This window comes from Streptomyces sulphureus DSM 40104, from assembly GCF_000381025.1.
In the GTDB taxonomy this organism is placed as follows: Bacteria; Actinomycetota; Actinomycetes; order Streptomycetales; family Streptomycetaceae; genus Streptomyces; species Streptomyces sulphureus.
In genome coordinates this window covers 160626-174842 of sequence record NZ_KB905822.1, presented here as the reverse complement: position 1 = coordinate 174842, position 14217 = coordinate 160626, and the positions used below count along the sequence as shown (strand labels likewise).

The following is a 14217-nucleotide window of genomic DNA, read 5'->3' as shown; positions in this document are numbered from 1 at the left end:
CGACCCCGTCGAAGGCGCGGGCTCAGAGCAGCCCGAGACCGCGGACGGCCTCGCGCTCCTCGCTCAGCTCCTGCACGGAGGCGTCGATCCGGGGGCGCGAGAACTCGTTGATCTCCAGGCCCTGAACGATCTCGTAGGCGCCGTCCATGGTGGTGACGGGGAACGAGGAGATGAGGCCCTCGGGGACGCCGTAGGAGCCGTCCGAGGGGATGCCCATCGAGGTCCAGTCGCCCTCGGGGGTGCCGTTGACCCAGGTGTGGACGTGGTCGATGGCGGCGTTGGCCGCCGAGGCCGCCGAGGAGGCGCCGCGTGCGTCGATGATCGCGGCGCCGCGCTTGGCGACCGTCGGGATGAAGTCGTCGGCGAGCCACTTCTCGTCGGAGACGACCTCCGCGGCGTTCCGGCCGTCGACCTCCGCGTGGAAGATGTCCGGGTACTGCGTCGCCGAGTGGTTGCCCCAGATCGTGAGCTTCTTGATCCGGTCGACGTCGCTGCCGGTCTTCTTGGCGAGCTGGGTGAGCGCGCGGTTGTGGTCGAGACGGGTCATGGCGGTGAACCGCTCGCCGGGTACGTCGGGCGCAGCGGCCTGGGCGATGAGCGCGTTGGTGTTGGCCGGGTTGCCGACGACCAGCACCTTCACGTCGTCCGCCGCGTGGTCGTTGATCGCCTTGCCCTGCGGCTTGAAGATGCCGCCGTTCGCCTCCAGCAGGTCGCCGCGCTCCATGCCCTTGGTGCGGGGGCGCGCGCCGACGAGGAGGCCGACGTTGGTGCCGTCGAAGGCGACGTTCGGGTCGTCGCTGATGTCGATCCCCTTGAGGAGCGGGAAGGCGCAGTCGTCGAGCTCCATGGCGGTGCCCTCGGCGGCCTTGAGCGCGGGGGTGATCTCCAGCAGGCGGAGCTTGACCGGCACGTCCGCGCCGAGCAACTGGCCGGAGGCGATGCGGAACAGCAGGGCGTAACCGATCTGCCCGGCGGCGCCGGTGACGGTGACATTGACGGGAGTGCGGGGCATGGCGATCTCCGTAGAACCTGACGTTGGGGCAACCCCAGGACAGGGCGGACCCGGATCGCGGGGACCTTCCGCTGCGGTGCGGCCGCTGCGGGAAGCCTCCCTGCCCTGGTGCGGTAAGTCTCTCTACATCAAGAGACCAGGTGTCAGGCTATCCGACGTGCCGGACACCGCAGCAGCCGCCCGCTCCAGGCCGGTGGAGGGGCGGCTGCCAGGTGCGATGACACACCCGTGGGGGGTTGAGGAACCTCTTCCCTCACTTTTCCGTGGCATGCCTTCCGCAGCCGTGAACGTGTTGTGCGCGTCCGGTGCCCGCGACGTGACGTCCGCCCGGCGCAGAGGGCGAACTCCCCTTCGCGCCGGTGCACTTCCGTGCTCTCCGCCTCACTCGGCGCCGGTGCAACCGCGGCCGCCGGCCGCGAGCGTCGCGCAGGCGCGGGCCGGGCTGTTCGCGGTCGTCGCGACCATCGGCGTGTAGGCGTCGTTGGTCGCCTCCACCTCGTCCTGCTCGGTGTGGCCGCCGGCGCTGATCTTCAGGCTGTCGCCTGTGGTGGCGCTCGTGATGCGCGCCCAGGACGCCTTGCAGACGGTGCTGTGCCGGACCTCGACGTAGCTGGAGCCGACCCAGGCCGTGCCCGTGGTCTTGGCGTACTGTCCTCCGCAGCCCATCGTCTCGGGGTCCTTGCCCGTGCACTCGGCGCCCGAGCACTGCACACCCGACGGCAGCGCGTCCTGCTCGCCCTTGTGCGACGAGGAGGGCGCGGGGGCCGCCTCTCCTTTGCCTCCCGACAGGTTGGAGACGAACACGGCAGCCGCGACGACCACGAGGGCACTCACCGTGCCGGCGAGGAACATCGTCGTCCGGCGGCGGCCCGGATGCGCGGGCTGCTGGGCTTTGTCGGGCGCGGGCGCGGGCGCGGCCGAACCGGCCGGCGCGGGGCCGCTGTTGACCGGAGGCGCCGCCGAACCGACGGGCGCGGGGCCGCTGTTGGCCGGAGGTGCGGTTGGGCCCGGCTTGGGGGCCGCGCCCCAGGAGGCCGGGTCTATGCGCTGCACTCCCAGGGGCGGCGCCACGGCGGCATGGGTGCGTGGGGGCTGTCGGCCCGCTTCGGCACGGATGTTGCTGCGCCTGAGCACCGTCGTCTGGTCGTCGCCGGCGCCGACGCCGGCGGCCGGCGGCGCGACGGGGCCGGCGGTCGACGCCGACTGCGGCGGCTCGGCGGCGCCCTGCTGCGGCGCGCTCGACCCCGCGCCTTTGCGGCGGCGCCTGCGGCCGTGTCCTGCCTCGCCCTCGCCTTCGCCGAGAGCGGCTCGCGCCTGCGCCACCTGTATCGCTTCCATGGTGACGTCGTGCCGCATCTCGCTGCGGCTCCAAGCCCGTTCGGCCAGCTCCCACATGGTGCCGAGGTGGCGCACGTCGGTTCCGGTGACCTCGGCGAGCGCCTGGGTGGCGCCACGCGGCGGCAGCAACCTGCCATTGAGGTACCGCTCCCAGGACGACTTGCTGTAGCCCGTCCGGTCCGCGATGGTGGCGACGCTCATTCCGCTGCGATCTATGAGCCTCCTGAGCTGGCCGGTGAACTCGGCGATCTGCGGGTCGAGTTCGTCCGGTAGCGCCCTCCAACGAGGCATTGCCCTCCCCCTTGTCCCCCCGGTAGTGCGGTCTCCCCCGACTGCGCCCCTCCGGGCTGCGTACTGGCTACCCAGGGGGATGCAGGCAGCCAGGATGGCAGTTCCGACGACGGGAGCGCACGGGAGCAGTTCGGGTCGCATCCGCGATCCCGCGCACGCCCGAGTTCGTTATGCGCTCCTTAGTTTGCCAGCCCCAGCGCGCCGCCCGTCGGGCCGGTCGACCCGTACGCGGCAGGTGCGCGAGGGGCGTACCGTCCGCCCCGCTTTCGACGAGACGGCCGGAAACGCGCCCTTCGCGGCGCCCGCAGCACCGGCTTCGCACGGAGCCCTGGCGACCCGCCGCCGATCTCCACGTCCGACCGCCCGGCTTCCGTTCCCCACCGGACCGTCTCCGCTCAGGGGCCACGCTGCTCGGCGCCGCGCACGCGCCGAACTCACGTGCAGAAAGGCGGGGACAGAGCCTTCGCCTTGCGCCGGCTCACCTGATCGAGAAGTGCACCACGTCCTCCAGGAACGGGATGGTGATCCAGGGGTCGGGCTGCGCCATCATCGCGAGCATCGCGATCGCCACCCCGAGGACGCCGTACGTCACCAGGTCGGTGAAGCGGGAGCGCACCGCGAGCATCCCGACCGAAGGGAGCAGCCACCGCAGCGCCGCGCCCCCCAGCAGCGAGAGGCCGATCAGCAGGCAGCCGGTCCTGAACTCCCCGATCGTCACGAGGAGTCCGACGAGCACGCCCGCGCACACCGCCAGCAGCGGCCACTGCCGGTACGGCGCCGCGTGCTCGGCGCCGAGCACCCGTCCGCCGCCCTCCGGCCGCGCGGTGTCCCGGGTGAAGCGCGGGAAGCGACGCGAGACCGGCCGGCGCCGCGCGCCCTCACCGCCCGTCGACTCCCCCTCGGCAGCGGGCGGTTCGGACGTCGCGGCCGCCCCGCCGGTCTCCTGCGCCGCACCGCCTGCGGGTCTCGCCTCGGGCGTATCGCCGCCGTCTCGCCCCATGCAGGGTCCCCTTCCGTTTCCGAACCGCTCTCAGCCGGCCGCCCGCTCGGCCGACTCCACCACGTTGACGAGAAGCTGCGCCCTCGTCATGGGGCCGACGCCGCCGGGGTTGGGCGAGACCCAGCCGGCCACCTCGCGCACGCCGGGGTGCACGTCCCCGACGATCTTGCCGTGCTCGTCCCTGCTGACGCCGACGTCGAGCACCGCGGCGCCCGGCTTGACGTCCTCGGGCTTGACGAGGTGCGGCACGCCCGCGGCCGCGACGACGATGTCGGCCTGGCTCAGCAGCGCGGGCAGGTCGCGGGTACCGGTGTGGCACTGGGTCACGGTGGCGTTCTCGCTGCGGCGGGTGAGGAGGAGCGGCAGCGGCCTGCCGATCGTCACGCCGCGCCCCACGACGACGACGTGCGCACCGGCGATCTCCACGTCGTACTGGCGCAGGAGCCGGATCACGCCCTGCGGGGTGCAGGGGAGCGGCGCCGGCTCGTTGAGGACGAGCCGGCCGAGGTTGGTCGGGTGGAGCCCGTCGGCGTCCTTGTCCGGGTCCATCAGCTCCAGGACGCGGTTGGTGTCGATGCCCTTGGGGAGCGGAAGTTGGACGAGGTAGCCGGTGCACTCCGGGTCCTCGTTCAGCTCCCGTACGACCGCCTCGATCTCCTCCTGGCCCGCCGCCGCGGGGAGTTCGCGGCGGATCGACGCGATACCGATCTGCGCGCTGTCCCGGTGCTTGCCCGCTACGTACTTCTGGCTTCCCGGGTCCTCACCGACGAGGACGGTGCCGAGGCCGGGGACGATCCCCTTCTCCTTGAGCGCCGAGACGCGTGCGGTGAGGTCGGACTTGATGGCGGCGGCCGTGGCCTTGCCGTCGAGAATCTGGGCGGTCATGGGGCCATCCTCGCGGATAGCCAGGGGTGGTCTCCACTCCGCGCCCGAGGTGCGGCTGCCGGGCGGGCAGGCCAACGCAGCGTGCACGCCGGTGCACGCACCGGACGCACGCGGAGGGTGCGCGGACCGTTGCGGTTCCGCCACATTCCCGGATGATCGCTGGACACCGGGCAGGCATGCCCACGACCATGGGCGACGGTGTCCCCCTGCGCGTGGGACAGGGGGGCGCCGTGAGTTCGGGGGGAAACCACACCCGGCACCGCGTGCGCAGCGCGCACGCGGCGCAGGCGCGTGCGCACGAAGGCCTCCCGGGCCGGCAGACATCCGTCCCCATTCCAGGAGCCCACCCGTGAGCTATCCGCCTCCGCCCCCGCAGGGCCCCGGCAACCCGTACGGCCAGCCCGGCCAACCGCCGCAGGGCGCCCCCGGTTACGGCTACCCCCAACAGGCCCCGGGCCAGCCCCAGTACGGCTACCCGCAGCAGGGCTACCCGCAGTACCCTCCGGGCTCCGGCGGCCCGGGCGGCATGCCGCAGCGCATGCCGGGCCAGGTGGTGGCCGCGAGAGTGCTGCTCTTCATAGCCGGCTCCATGTGGGGGCTGGGCGCGGTCCTCTTCCTCATCGTCGCCCTCGTGGCCCGCGACTCGTTCAACGACATCCCCGGCCTCGACACCGGTGCGAACGTGGCGATGGGCGTCATGCTCATCTTCTTCGTCCTCTTCGGCGGAATGGCGACGCTCCAGATCGTCCCGGCCTCGCTCATGGGCAAGGGCCGCGGCGGCACGCGCGTCACCGCGATCATCGCGGCCGCCGTCAACGCGATCCTGCCGGTGATCGGCCTCTTCACGGTGCCGGGGAGCAACGAGAGCAACGCGGGCGGCGCCTTCATCTACATCCTCTGGGCGGGCACGGCGATCCTCACGATCGTCTTCTGCTCGATGCAGCAGGCGTCGCAGTGGTTCAACCGACCCGGTATCTGAGGGAGTTCGACGCGGCGGCGGCCCGGACGGAACATTCCGTCCGGGCCGCCGCACGCTTGCCGGGTCGCGCGCCGGGTCAGTGGAAGAAGTGCCGCGTCCCCGTGAGGTACATCGTGACGCCCGCCGCCTTCGCGGCCTCGACCACCTGCTCGTCGCGGACCGAACCGCCGGGCTGCGCGACGGCCTTGACGCCGGCCTCGGCGAGCACCTCGAAGCCGTCGGGGAACGGGAAGAAGGCGTCGGACGCGGCGTAGGAACCCCGCGCCCGCTCCTCCCCCGCCCGCTGCACCGCGAGACGGGCCGAGTCGACCCGGTTCACCTGGCCCATGCCGACACCGACCGTCGCACGGTCCTTCCCGAGCAGGATCGCGTTGGACTTCACGGCGCGGCTCGCCCGCCAGGCGAAGGCGAGCTCCGCGAGCTCCGCCTCGTCGAGCGGATCGCCCGCTGCGAGGGTCCAGTTGGCCGGGTCGTCGCCCGCCGCCTGGAGGAGGTCCTTCTCCTGGACGAGCGTCCCGCCCTCGAGGGGCTTGTGCTCGGTACGCGCCGCGGGCGCCTCGGCGCACCGCAGGATGCGGATGTTCTTCTTCCGCGAGAGCACCTCGACGGCACCCTCCTCGTACGCGGGCGCCACGATCACCTCGGTGAAGACCTCGGCCACCTGCTCCGCCATCGCCACGGAGACCGGCCGGTTGACGGCGATCACGCCGCCGAACGCGGAGAGCGGGTCGCAGGCGTGCGCCTTGCCGTGCGCCTCCGCCACGTCCGAACCGACTGCGATACCGCACGGGTTGGCGTGCTTGATGATCGCGACGCACGGGTCCTCGTGGTCGTGGGCTGCCCTGCGCGCCGCCTCGGTGTCGACGTAGTTGTTGTACGACATCTCCTTGCCGTGGAGCTGCTCGGCGGCGGGCAGTCCGGTGCCGCTGCCGTCGGCGTAGAGCGCGGCCGGCTGGTGCGGGTTCTCCCCGTACCGCAGCCGGTTGGTCCGCGTCAGCGCAGTGCCGGTGAACGCGGGCAGCGCGACGCCGCCCTCGGCGTGCTCGCTCTCGTCGGCCGCGTACCCCTCGGCGAACCAGCCCGCTACGGCGACGTCGTAGGCGGCGGTGTGCGCGAACGCCTCGGCGGCGAGCCGCTTCCGCGCCGCGAGGTCGAAGCCGCCGGCGGAGGCGGCGCTCAACACGTCGCCGTACCGCTCGGGGTTGACGACGACCGCCACCGAGGGGTGGTTCTTCGCCGCGGCGCGCACCATCGAGGGCCCGCCGATGTCGATCTTCTCGATGCACTCGTCGGGTGAGGCCCCCGAGGCAACGGTCTCCCGGAACGGGTAGAGGTTGACGACGACCAACTCGAAGGGTTGCACCCCCAGTTCGACGAGCTGTTCCCGGTGCTCGGCGAGCCGCTGGTCGGCGAGGATGCCGGCGTGGACCCGCGGGTGGAGCGTCTTGACGCGCCCGTCGAGGCACTCGGGGAAGCCCGTCAGCTCCTCGACAGCCGTCACCGGGACGTCCGCCGCCGCGATCGTCTTCGCCGTCGAACCGGTGGAGACGAGCTCGACCCCGGCCGCGTGCAGGCCCCGCGCCAACTCGTCGAGCCCGGTCTTGTCGTAGACGCTCACCAGCGCGCGACGGATCGGCCGCCTGGTCTCTCCGGCACTCATACCGCCCTCACTCCTCACGCAGTCGTACCCTTCTTCCTCCCGGGCCCTCGATGCGGTATCCGCCGCGTGCCAGCCGGCCCACGACCTCAACGAGCAACCCTCGTTCTACTTCCTTGATCCGCTCGTGCAGCGCGGCGCCCTCGTCGAGGTGGTCCTCGTCCCGGATCTCGACGGCCCGCTGCGCGATGACGGGGCCCGTGTCGACGCCGTCGTCGACGAGGTGGACGGTGCAGCCGGTGACCTTGGCGCCGTACGCGAGCGCGTCGCGGACGCCGTCGGCACCGGGGAAGCTGGGGAGCAGCGCGGGGTGGGTGTTGACCAGCCGCCCGCCGTACCGTGCGAGGAACTCCCGCCCCAGCACCTTCATGAACCCGGCGGAGACGACCAGATCGGGACGGTGCTCCGCCGTCGCCGCGGTGAGCGCCGCGTCCCACTCGGCCCTGGTCGCATGGTCCTTGAGCCGGCGTACGAAGTACGGCACTCCGGCGCGCTCGGCTCTCGCCAGCCCCTCGATACCCGTGCGGTCGGCGCCGACGGCGACGATCCGCGCGCCGTACGCCGGCTGCGAAGCGGCGTCGAGCAGCGCCTGGAGGTTGCTGCCGGACCCGGAGACCAGCACGACGACTCGGGCCTCACGCCCGGATTCGCCGAGCGGAGGAAAAGGTGGCTGATCCGCGGCCACGGGGCGGCTCACTCTCGCTGGGTCCCGGCGCACCGGGGAAGACAGACTTGTGCGATCGAACCAGAGCCCGCCCGAAATGCACCCGGGGAACTCTACGAAGCGTCCGACCGTCGGCAACGATACCGGCACTCGCCTCCGCCCCCGCGGGACGGGTGCACCAGCGGAAGGTAGCGTCAGTGGCACGGATTCGTACTCGCCTATCTGCCGCGAAAGCGACAAGGGAAGACACACACCTGATGACCGACCGACGCCGCCGCGCGGCCCCCTCCGACAACCCCTCCGGCGAGGACAACCCCTTCGCGCCCCCGCCCGAGGACAGGCCGGACCAGCCGTGGCAGCCCCGCCGCCCGCAACGCGACGGCGAGCAGGGCGAGAGCGACGGCGAGGGGAACGGCCGAGGAAGCGGGGACGAGGGCCGTTCGGACTCGGAGAACGGACAGTCCCCCTGGAGCAGCCAGTGGAGCAGCCGCCAACCCGGCCGCGGGAGCGGCGGGTTCGGGTCGCCCACGGGCGGCGGCTCCGACGGCGACGGACGCGGCGGGCAGCAGCGCGGACTCCGCTGGGACCCGACCGACCGCTACCAGCGCCACGCCAGGTACTCCCTGCACACCGGCATCTGGGCGCTCTTCTTCGCGCTCTTCAGCCTGTGGCAGGTCGCGCTGCTGCTCGGCGCCCTCTCCCTCTACTGGGGCGTGAGTGCGCTCCGGCACCGCCCGGGCGACGGGGAGAAGGGGAAGCGCGAGGGGGGCGCCCCGCAGGCGTCGGCCGAGGACGTCGCCGGCACCGACCGCAAGAGCACGGAGGAGGGCGGCTCGCGCGAACTGCCCGTCCCCGTCTCGGTCACCCCGGCGCAGGCGGCGAAGGCGAAGACGACGGCGGCGGTGAGCGGGCTCGTCACCGCCGGGCTCGCGCTCTGCGTCGTCGCGGCGACCTTCACCTTCCAGGCCGTCTACCAGGACTACTTCGACTGCCGGCAGGACGCTCTCACGCAGTCCTCGCGCGACGACTGCGACCGCCTCGTCCCCGACAACCTCCGCCCGTTCCTCGAGGATCGCTGAGGCCGCCCGCCCAACACGGCGACGCCGAGCGGTAGTTGCGGGTCATCCGTCGCCTTCGCGCCTGGCCGGGAAGTCGGCCATCAGGCCGCCTGAGGCCCGGCGCATCGCGGACCAGCGGCTGCGTCGTGCGGTGTGCCACTCCTCGTTGTGGACCTCTGCCTCGGCGGCGACGACCTCGGCCGCCGCTCGCTCCTGCGTACGCCGCACCCTGCGCAGCCGCCAGCCGCGCACGGCGAGCGCCGTCGGCAGCGCCGAGAGGGTCCAGCCGGCCGCGGCGAGGCCGGTGAGCACACCGCTCGGCCCGAACTCGGCGAGGGCGCCCGTGCCCATGGCACCGCCGGCGAGCGCCGCGAGCAGCCCCGTCACCGCGCCGCAGAGGACGGCTGCGAGGAGCGAGGCGAGCGCCGTGCCGCCCGCGGTCTCCGGGGCCGCGGCGAGCGAGGCCCGGCGCCCCGGGTATCCCACGCGCTCTTCGTACTCCACCGGCGCGGCGCTCCGCGCGACGTACCAGCCGCAGAGCAGCCCGGCAGCCGCCGGCACGGCGAGCACCGCCCACGCCGCCCGCCCCAGCCCGCCCTCGGGAGCCGCCGCCAGCAGCGGGAAGTCGGGCAGCCGGGGAGCCGCCCCGACGGCGAAGACGGACACGGCGTTGCCGGTGCCGAGCGCGAACCCGGGCCCCAGCGCGTAAGCCGTCGCCCACAGGACGAGGTTGGGCAGCAGCACGAGGCAGAGCAGCAGAAGCCCGAGCCTGCCGGAGAACGACTCGGTGAGCTCCCCGAACGCGCCCTGCGCGACACCGCCGTGCCAGAAGAGCCCGACGCCTGCGAGGAGCGCACCGCCGCCGAGGAGCACGGCGCCGGAGACCGCGGCGCCCCGCATCGCCGTCTCGACCCGCCACGACGTGAGCGCCCCGAGGACGCGCTCCGGCGGACGGCACCGCGGCAACGCCGCGACGAACGTGCGGAGTCCCTCGCTCAGGGGTGGTCGGCCGTCGCGGTTCCAGACGGCGAGCAGGGCGACGCCCGCGGCGAAGAGGGGCAGGTGCAGCAGCGCGCTGGGCACGTCGACGCGGAGCGGCCCCGTCGCCGCGTACCCGGTGGCGGCCAGACCGACCAGGGCGTATCCGCAGGCCACGGGCGCCGCGAGCGCGACCACGCCGGCGTGGGGCCGTCCGGAGGCGGCTGCCTCGTCGCGGACGTGGCCCGCGGCCCGGCCGAGCAGCGCCAGCGGCAGGGCGCAGAGGAGAACCGGCGTGATGTCGACGGGCGAGGGGCCGCCCTGGAGCGTCCCGGTTCGGAGGAGCTGCGCACCGTGGGCGAGCAGCCAGAGGTCGGCGGCGACGTGGAGCGCGCCGCCGGGCCCGCTGTCCGGGTACGGCGAGACCGTCCAGAGCAGCAGGACGACGGCGGCGAGCACGCCGAGTCCGAGGACCGCGGCCAATGCGCCGACGAGCAGTCGGGTTCCGGTGCCGGGCGGGAGCCGGCGGCTGGTGCCGTAGTGGGAGAGCACCGAGGCGGTTCGGGTCGCTTGACTCACGCGGTCATGCTGCCAAGAAGAGCGGATATGCCCCGGTAGGGAGCGGACCGTCGTGGTGTCGAGGAAGCTCGCAATTTTGATGATTTTATGCAGAATGACTCTTGTCCTGCGATCGATCCCTTCCACACACCGGTGAGGACGGATGGGCATGACGGACGAGCCACAGAGCGCTGAATCCCCGACCTCTTCCCCACCGCGCAGCGAGACGGAACCGGACGGCGCCCCGGTCCGCCTCCGCCCCGACCCCGCGGCGGCCGTCCCCGCCCCCGAGACGCCGACGGACCGCTTCGACCAGCTCTACACCCGTCACGCGGCCTTCCTCACACGCCAGGCGTACCTGCTCTGCGGGCACCGCAGAGTCGCCGAACGCGCCGTCTTCCACGCCTTCCACCGCGCGTGGGAGGAGTGGCCCGCCACGGCGAGCGATCCCGACCCGGCCGTCGTCGTCCGTGTCCACACCTACAAGTACGCGCTCTCCCCGTGGCACCGGCTCCTCCCCGGCCACCGGCTGCCCGAGGCGCACCCGGGTCCTCCCGCCGACCGGGACATCCTGGAGGCGCTGCTCAGCCTCCCCGGCGCGTACCGTGCCGCGCTGCTGCTCCATGACGGCATCGGGGTCGGACTGCGCGCAGCCGCGGAGGAGTTGGAGGCGAGCACCCCGGCGACAGCGGGACGCATCATGCACGCGCGGCAGGCGCTCGCGCAGCACTGGCCGGAGCTGCGGACCGCCTCGCAGAACCGGCGCAGCACCCTGATCGCCGCGCGGCTCGCGGAGTTGGCGGCCGCCCAGCCCGTTCACAGCCCGACGCCCGAGGCCGTACGCGCCGGCAGTGAGCGCACCACCCGGGGCTGGACACACGCGGCCTACGGCCTCACCGCCGCCGTCGCCGTCGCCATCGTGCTGGGTCTCGTCACGGCGAGCGACGGCGAAACGCCGCAGCGCTCGGACGAGCAGGTGACGGCGTCCCCCAAGTCATCGCGCGCGGACCCGGGTTCGGGGGACGCCGATCCGAAGCCCGCCGAGGGGCTGCCAGGGCCCGGGGACCCGGACGGGGCGCTCGGGGGCGAGCCCGTCCCCCAACCCTCGCCCCACGACGGCGTACCGCGCGGCCCGGGGAACACGCTGCCCGAGGTGGGGCCGACCGGAGAGGCGTACGTGCCCCAGCTCCGCTCCACCAACAGGCGGGTGCGGCTCGAGGAGTTCGCACCGTCGGAAGAGCCGTCCTCCCGTGCGGCAGGACGCAAGGCGTCGGACGCCCCGCGCCCCGATTCCACGCGGCAGGAGGACCGTTCGCGAGGGTGGACGCCGGGTCCGCCCCGGGACTGAACGGCCGCGCTCCCGGACAGCAGTCGGGCCCGCTCCCTCGCGGGGAGCGGGCCCGACTGCTGTGGACCGGTGTGCCGGACTCAGCCGCCGAGCACCTCGCGGGCGAGGCGGGCGGTCTCGGACGGGGTCTTGCCGACCTTGACACCGGCGGCCTCGAGGGCCTCCTTCTTCGCCTGGGCCGTACCGGAGGAGCCGGAGACGATCGCGCCTGCGTGGCCCATCGTCTTGCCCTCCGGCGCGGTGAAGCCCGCGACGTAGCCGACGACCGGCTTGCTGACGTTCTCCTTGATGAAGTCGGCAGCGCGCTCCTCGGCGTCGCCGCCGATCTCGCCGATCATCACGATGAGGTCGGTCTCCGGGTCCGCCTCGAACGCCTTGAGCGCGTCGATGTGCGTGGTGCCGATGACCGGGTCACCGCCGATGCCGACCGCGGTGGAGAAGCCGATGTCCCGCAGCTCGTACATCATCTGGTACGTCAGCGTGCCGGACTTGGAGACGAGACCGATGCGGCCGGGCTGGGTGATGTCGCCGGGGATGATGCCCACGTTCGACTGGCCCGGGGTGATGATGCCCGGGCAGTTGGGGCCGATGATCCGGGTCTTGTTGCCCTTCTCGCCGGCGTACGCCCAGAAGTAGGCGGAGTCGTGGACGGCGATGCCCTCGGTGATCACCACGGCGAGCGGGATCTCGGCGTCGATCGCCTCGACCACGGCGTCCTTGGTGAACTTCTCCGGGACGAAGATGACGGACACGTTGGCGCCCGTCTCCGCCATCGCCTCCTTGACGGAGCCGAAGACCGGGACCTCCGCGCCGTCGAAGTCGACCTGGGTGCCTGCCTTGCGCGGGTTGACACCGCCGACGATGTTGGTGCCGTCGCCGAGCATGAGCTTGGTGTGCTTCATGCCGGTCGCGCCGGTCATCCCCTGGACGATGACCTTGCTGTCCTTGTCGAGGAAGATAGCCATGGGTTGTCGGTTCCTCTTCCCTTACTTCGCAGCCAGCTCGGCGGCCTTGTCGGCTGCGCCGTCCATCGTGTCCACGCGCTGCACCAGCGGGTGGTTGGCGTCGCTGAGGATCTTCCGGCCCAGCTCCGCGTTGTTGCCGTCGAGACGCACCACGAGCGGCTTGTCGACGTCCTCGCCCTTGGACTTCAGCAACTCGAGGGCCTGCACGATGCCGTTGGCGACCTCGTCGCAGGCGGTGATGCCGCCGAAGACGTTGACGAAGACCGACTTGACGTCGGGGTCGCCGAGGATGATCTCCAGGCCGTTCGCCATGATCTCGGCCGAGGCGCCGCCGCCGATGTCGAGGAAGTTCGCCGGCTTGACGTTCTTGTGCGCCTCGCCCGCGTAGGCGACGACGTCGAGGGTGGACATGACCAGACCCGCGCCGTTGCCGATGATGCCGACCTCGCCGTCGAGCTTGACGTAGTTGAGGTCCTTCGCCTTGGCTGCCGCCTCCAGCGGGTTGGCGGCGGCCTTGTCCTCGAGCGCCGCGTGGTCGGGCTGGCGGAACTCGGCGTTGGCGTCGAGGGAGACCTTGCCGTCGAGCGCGATGATCTTGCCCTCGGCGGTCTTCACCAGCGGGTTTACCTCGACGAGGAGGGCGTCCTCCTTGACGAAGACGTCCCAGAGCTTCACCAGCGCCGCGGCAATCTGGTCGACAAGCTCGGCGGGGAACTTGGCAGCCTCGGCGATCTCGCGGGCCTTCTCCGGGGTGACGCCCTCGATGGCGCTCACCGGGATCTTGGCGAGGGCCTCGGGCTTGGTCGCCGCGACCTCCTCGATCTCCATGCCGCCCTCGACCGAAGCCATCGCCAGGAAAGTCCGGTTGGTGCGGTCGAGGAGGAAGGAGACGTAGTACTCGTCCTGAATGTCTGCGGTCTGGGCGAGCATCACCTTGTGGACCGTGTGGCCCTTGATGTCCATGCCCAGAATCTGGCCGGCCTTCTCGACGGCGTCCGCGGTGTCGGTGGCGAGCTTGACGCCACCGGCCTTGCCTCGACCGCCGGTCTTGACCTGCGCCTTGACGACCGCGCGGCCACCCAGGCGCTCGGTCACCTCGCGCGCCGCCTCAGGCGTGTCGATGACTTCACCGGCCAGCACCGGTACGTCATGCTTGGCGAAGAGATCCCTCGCCTGGTACTCGAACAGGTCCACGCGCGTCCGTCCCCTTAATCAGTGGTATCGCGGTCGTTGTCAGCGTGGGCGTGCCGCTGAGGGCAGCGTGACAGGCGTGACACCACCGTCACTGCGGTTCGGGAAGCGCACACGGTCCGTCTCGGCCGACCCTGTTACGCGGCATGTCCGCCTTGCAGGTTAGCTCCGAGGTTGAGCGCTTCATAAATCCCAGCTCACACCGGCGCGGTGACAACCATCACAACCGGCCATGAACTGGGGCTTTTACGGGACGCGAGCGCCGCGGCACAGAGGGTGCGGACTGCGAACCC

General features: G+C 72.3%; 12 protein-coding genes. 3 read left to right on the top strand and 9 right to left on the bottom strand.

All coding sequences use genetic code 11. From position 1 onward, the window contains the following. Positions 1–22 precede the first annotated feature (22 nt). The 4 genes from F603_RS0125140 to F603_RS0125125 form a co-directional block, all read right to left on the bottom strand. The gene (locus F603_RS0125140) at positions 23–1012 is read right to left on the bottom strand and encodes a malate dehydrogenase (RefSeq protein ID WP_019548707.1); all 990 of its coding nucleotides are present in this window, start codon (positions 1010–1012) and stop codon (positions 23–25) included. Between the two features lie 381 nt (positions 1013–1393). Beyond that, positions 1394–2641 carry a helix-turn-helix domain-containing protein gene (locus tag F603_RS0125135; protein ID WP_019548706.1) on the bottom strand — a complete coding sequence of 416 codons (1248 nt, stop codon included), beginning with the start codon at positions 2639–2641 and terminating at the stop codon, positions 1394–1396. Between the two features lie 478 nt (positions 2642–3119). Next, complete coding sequence (locus F603_RS0125130; RefSeq protein WP_019548705.1) at positions 3120–3641, bottom strand: DUF3017 domain-containing protein; 522 nt, start codon at positions 3639–3641, stop codon at positions 3120–3122. A gap of 30 nt (positions 3642–3671) precedes the next feature. Beyond that, on the bottom strand, positions 3672–4526 hold the full coding sequence (locus tag F603_RS0125125) for a bifunctional methylenetetrahydrofolate dehydrogenase/methenyltetrahydrofolate cyclohydrolase (protein WP_019548704.1): 855 nt from the start codon (positions 4524–4526) through the stop codon (positions 3672–3674). Positions 4527–4875: 349 nt separating this feature from the next. Between F603_RS0125125 and F603_RS0125120 the strand changes: the two genes are divergently transcribed. Beyond that, entirely contained in the window at positions 4876–5505 is a 630-nt protein-coding gene (locus F603_RS0125120) for a hypothetical protein (protein WP_019548703.1), read from the top strand. Between the two features lie 76 nt (positions 5506–5581). Here F603_RS0125120 and purH read toward each other — a convergent pair whose 3' ends face one another. Both purH and purN read right to left on the bottom strand, forming a co-directional pair. Then, the gene (gene purH / locus F603_RS0125115; RefSeq protein WP_019548702.1) at positions 5582–7165 is read right to left on the bottom strand and encodes a bifunctional phosphoribosylaminoimidazolecarboxamide formyltransferase/IMP cyclohydrolase; all 1584 of its coding nucleotides are present in this window, start codon (positions 7163–7165) and stop codon (positions 5582–5584) included. Positions 7166–7172: 7 nt separating this feature from the next. Next, complete coding sequence (purN, locus tag F603_RS0125110) at positions 7173–7784, bottom strand: phosphoribosylglycinamide formyltransferase (protein ID WP_019548701.1); 612 nt, start codon at positions 7782–7784, stop codon at positions 7173–7175. 299 nt (positions 7785–8083) lie between these two features. Between purN and F603_RS0125105 the strand changes: the two genes are divergently transcribed. Then, positions 8084–8905 carry a hypothetical protein gene (locus F603_RS0125105; RefSeq protein WP_019548700.1) on the top strand — a complete coding sequence of 274 codons (822 nt, stop codon included), beginning with the start codon at positions 8084–8086 and terminating at the stop codon, positions 8903–8905. Between the two features lie 42 nt (positions 8906–8947). On the opposite strand, the gene F603_RS32870 is transcribed toward F603_RS0125105, so the two are convergent. Then, on the bottom strand, positions 8948–10441 hold the full coding sequence (locus F603_RS32870; RefSeq protein ID WP_245600894.1) for a cell division protein PerM: 1494 nt from the start codon (positions 10439–10441) through the stop codon (positions 8948–8950). Between the two features lie 148 nt (positions 10442–10589). Between F603_RS32870 and F603_RS0125095 the strand changes: the two genes are divergently transcribed. Then, positions 10590–11768 (top strand): RNA polymerase sigma factor, encoded by a 1179-nt coding sequence (locus F603_RS0125095; protein ID WP_019548698.1) that lies wholly within the window; start codon positions 10590–10592, stop codon positions 11766–11768. Between the two features lie 80 nt (positions 11769–11848). On the opposite strand, the gene sucD is transcribed toward F603_RS0125095, so the two are convergent. Beyond that, the gene (gene sucD, locus F603_RS0125090) at positions 11849–12733 is read right to left on the bottom strand and encodes a succinate--CoA ligase subunit alpha (RefSeq protein WP_019548697.1); all 885 of its coding nucleotides are present in this window, start codon (positions 12731–12733) and stop codon (positions 11849–11851) included. Positions 12734–12754: 21 nt separating this feature from the next. Continuing rightward, positions 12755–13927: an ADP-forming succinate--CoA ligase subunit beta gene (gene sucC / locus F603_RS0125085; RefSeq protein ID WP_019548696.1), complete on the bottom strand. Its 1173-nt coding sequence runs from the start codon at positions 13925–13927 to the stop codon at positions 12755–12757. Positions 13928–14217 lie beyond the last annotated feature (290 nt).

Excerpts from the sequence above, each read along its gene's own strand:
- F603_RS0125140 (WP_019548707.1), bottom strand. The coding sequence starts at position 1,012 with ATGCCCCGCACTCCCGTCAATGTCACCGTCACCGGCGCCGCCGGGCAG.
- F603_RS0125135 (WP_019548706.1), bottom strand. The coding sequence starts at position 2,641 with ATGCCTCGTTGGAGGGCGCTACCGGACGAACTCGACCCGCAGATCGCC.
- F603_RS0125130 (WP_019548705.1), bottom strand. The coding sequence starts at position 3,641 with ATGGGGCGAGACGGCGGCGATACGCCCGAGGCGAGACCCGCAGGCGGT.
- F603_RS0125125 (WP_019548704.1), bottom strand. The coding sequence starts at position 4,526 with ATGACCGCCCAGATTCTCGACGGCAAGGCCACGGCCGCCGCCATCAAG.
- purH (WP_019548702.1), bottom strand. The coding sequence starts at position 7,165 with ATGAGTGCCGGAGAGACCAGGCGGCCGATCCGTCGCGCGCTGGTGAGC.
- F603_RS0125105 (WP_019548700.1), top strand. The coding sequence starts at position 8,084 with ATGACCGACCGACGCCGCCGCGCGGCCCCCTCCGACAACCCCTCCGGC.
- F603_RS0125095 (WP_019548698.1), top strand. The coding sequence starts at position 10,590 with ATGACGGACGAGCCACAGAGCGCTGAATCCCCGACCTCTTCCCCACCG.
- sucD (WP_019548697.1), bottom strand. The coding sequence starts at position 12,733 with ATGGCTATCTTCCTCGACAAGGACAGCAAGGTCATCGTCCAGGGGATG.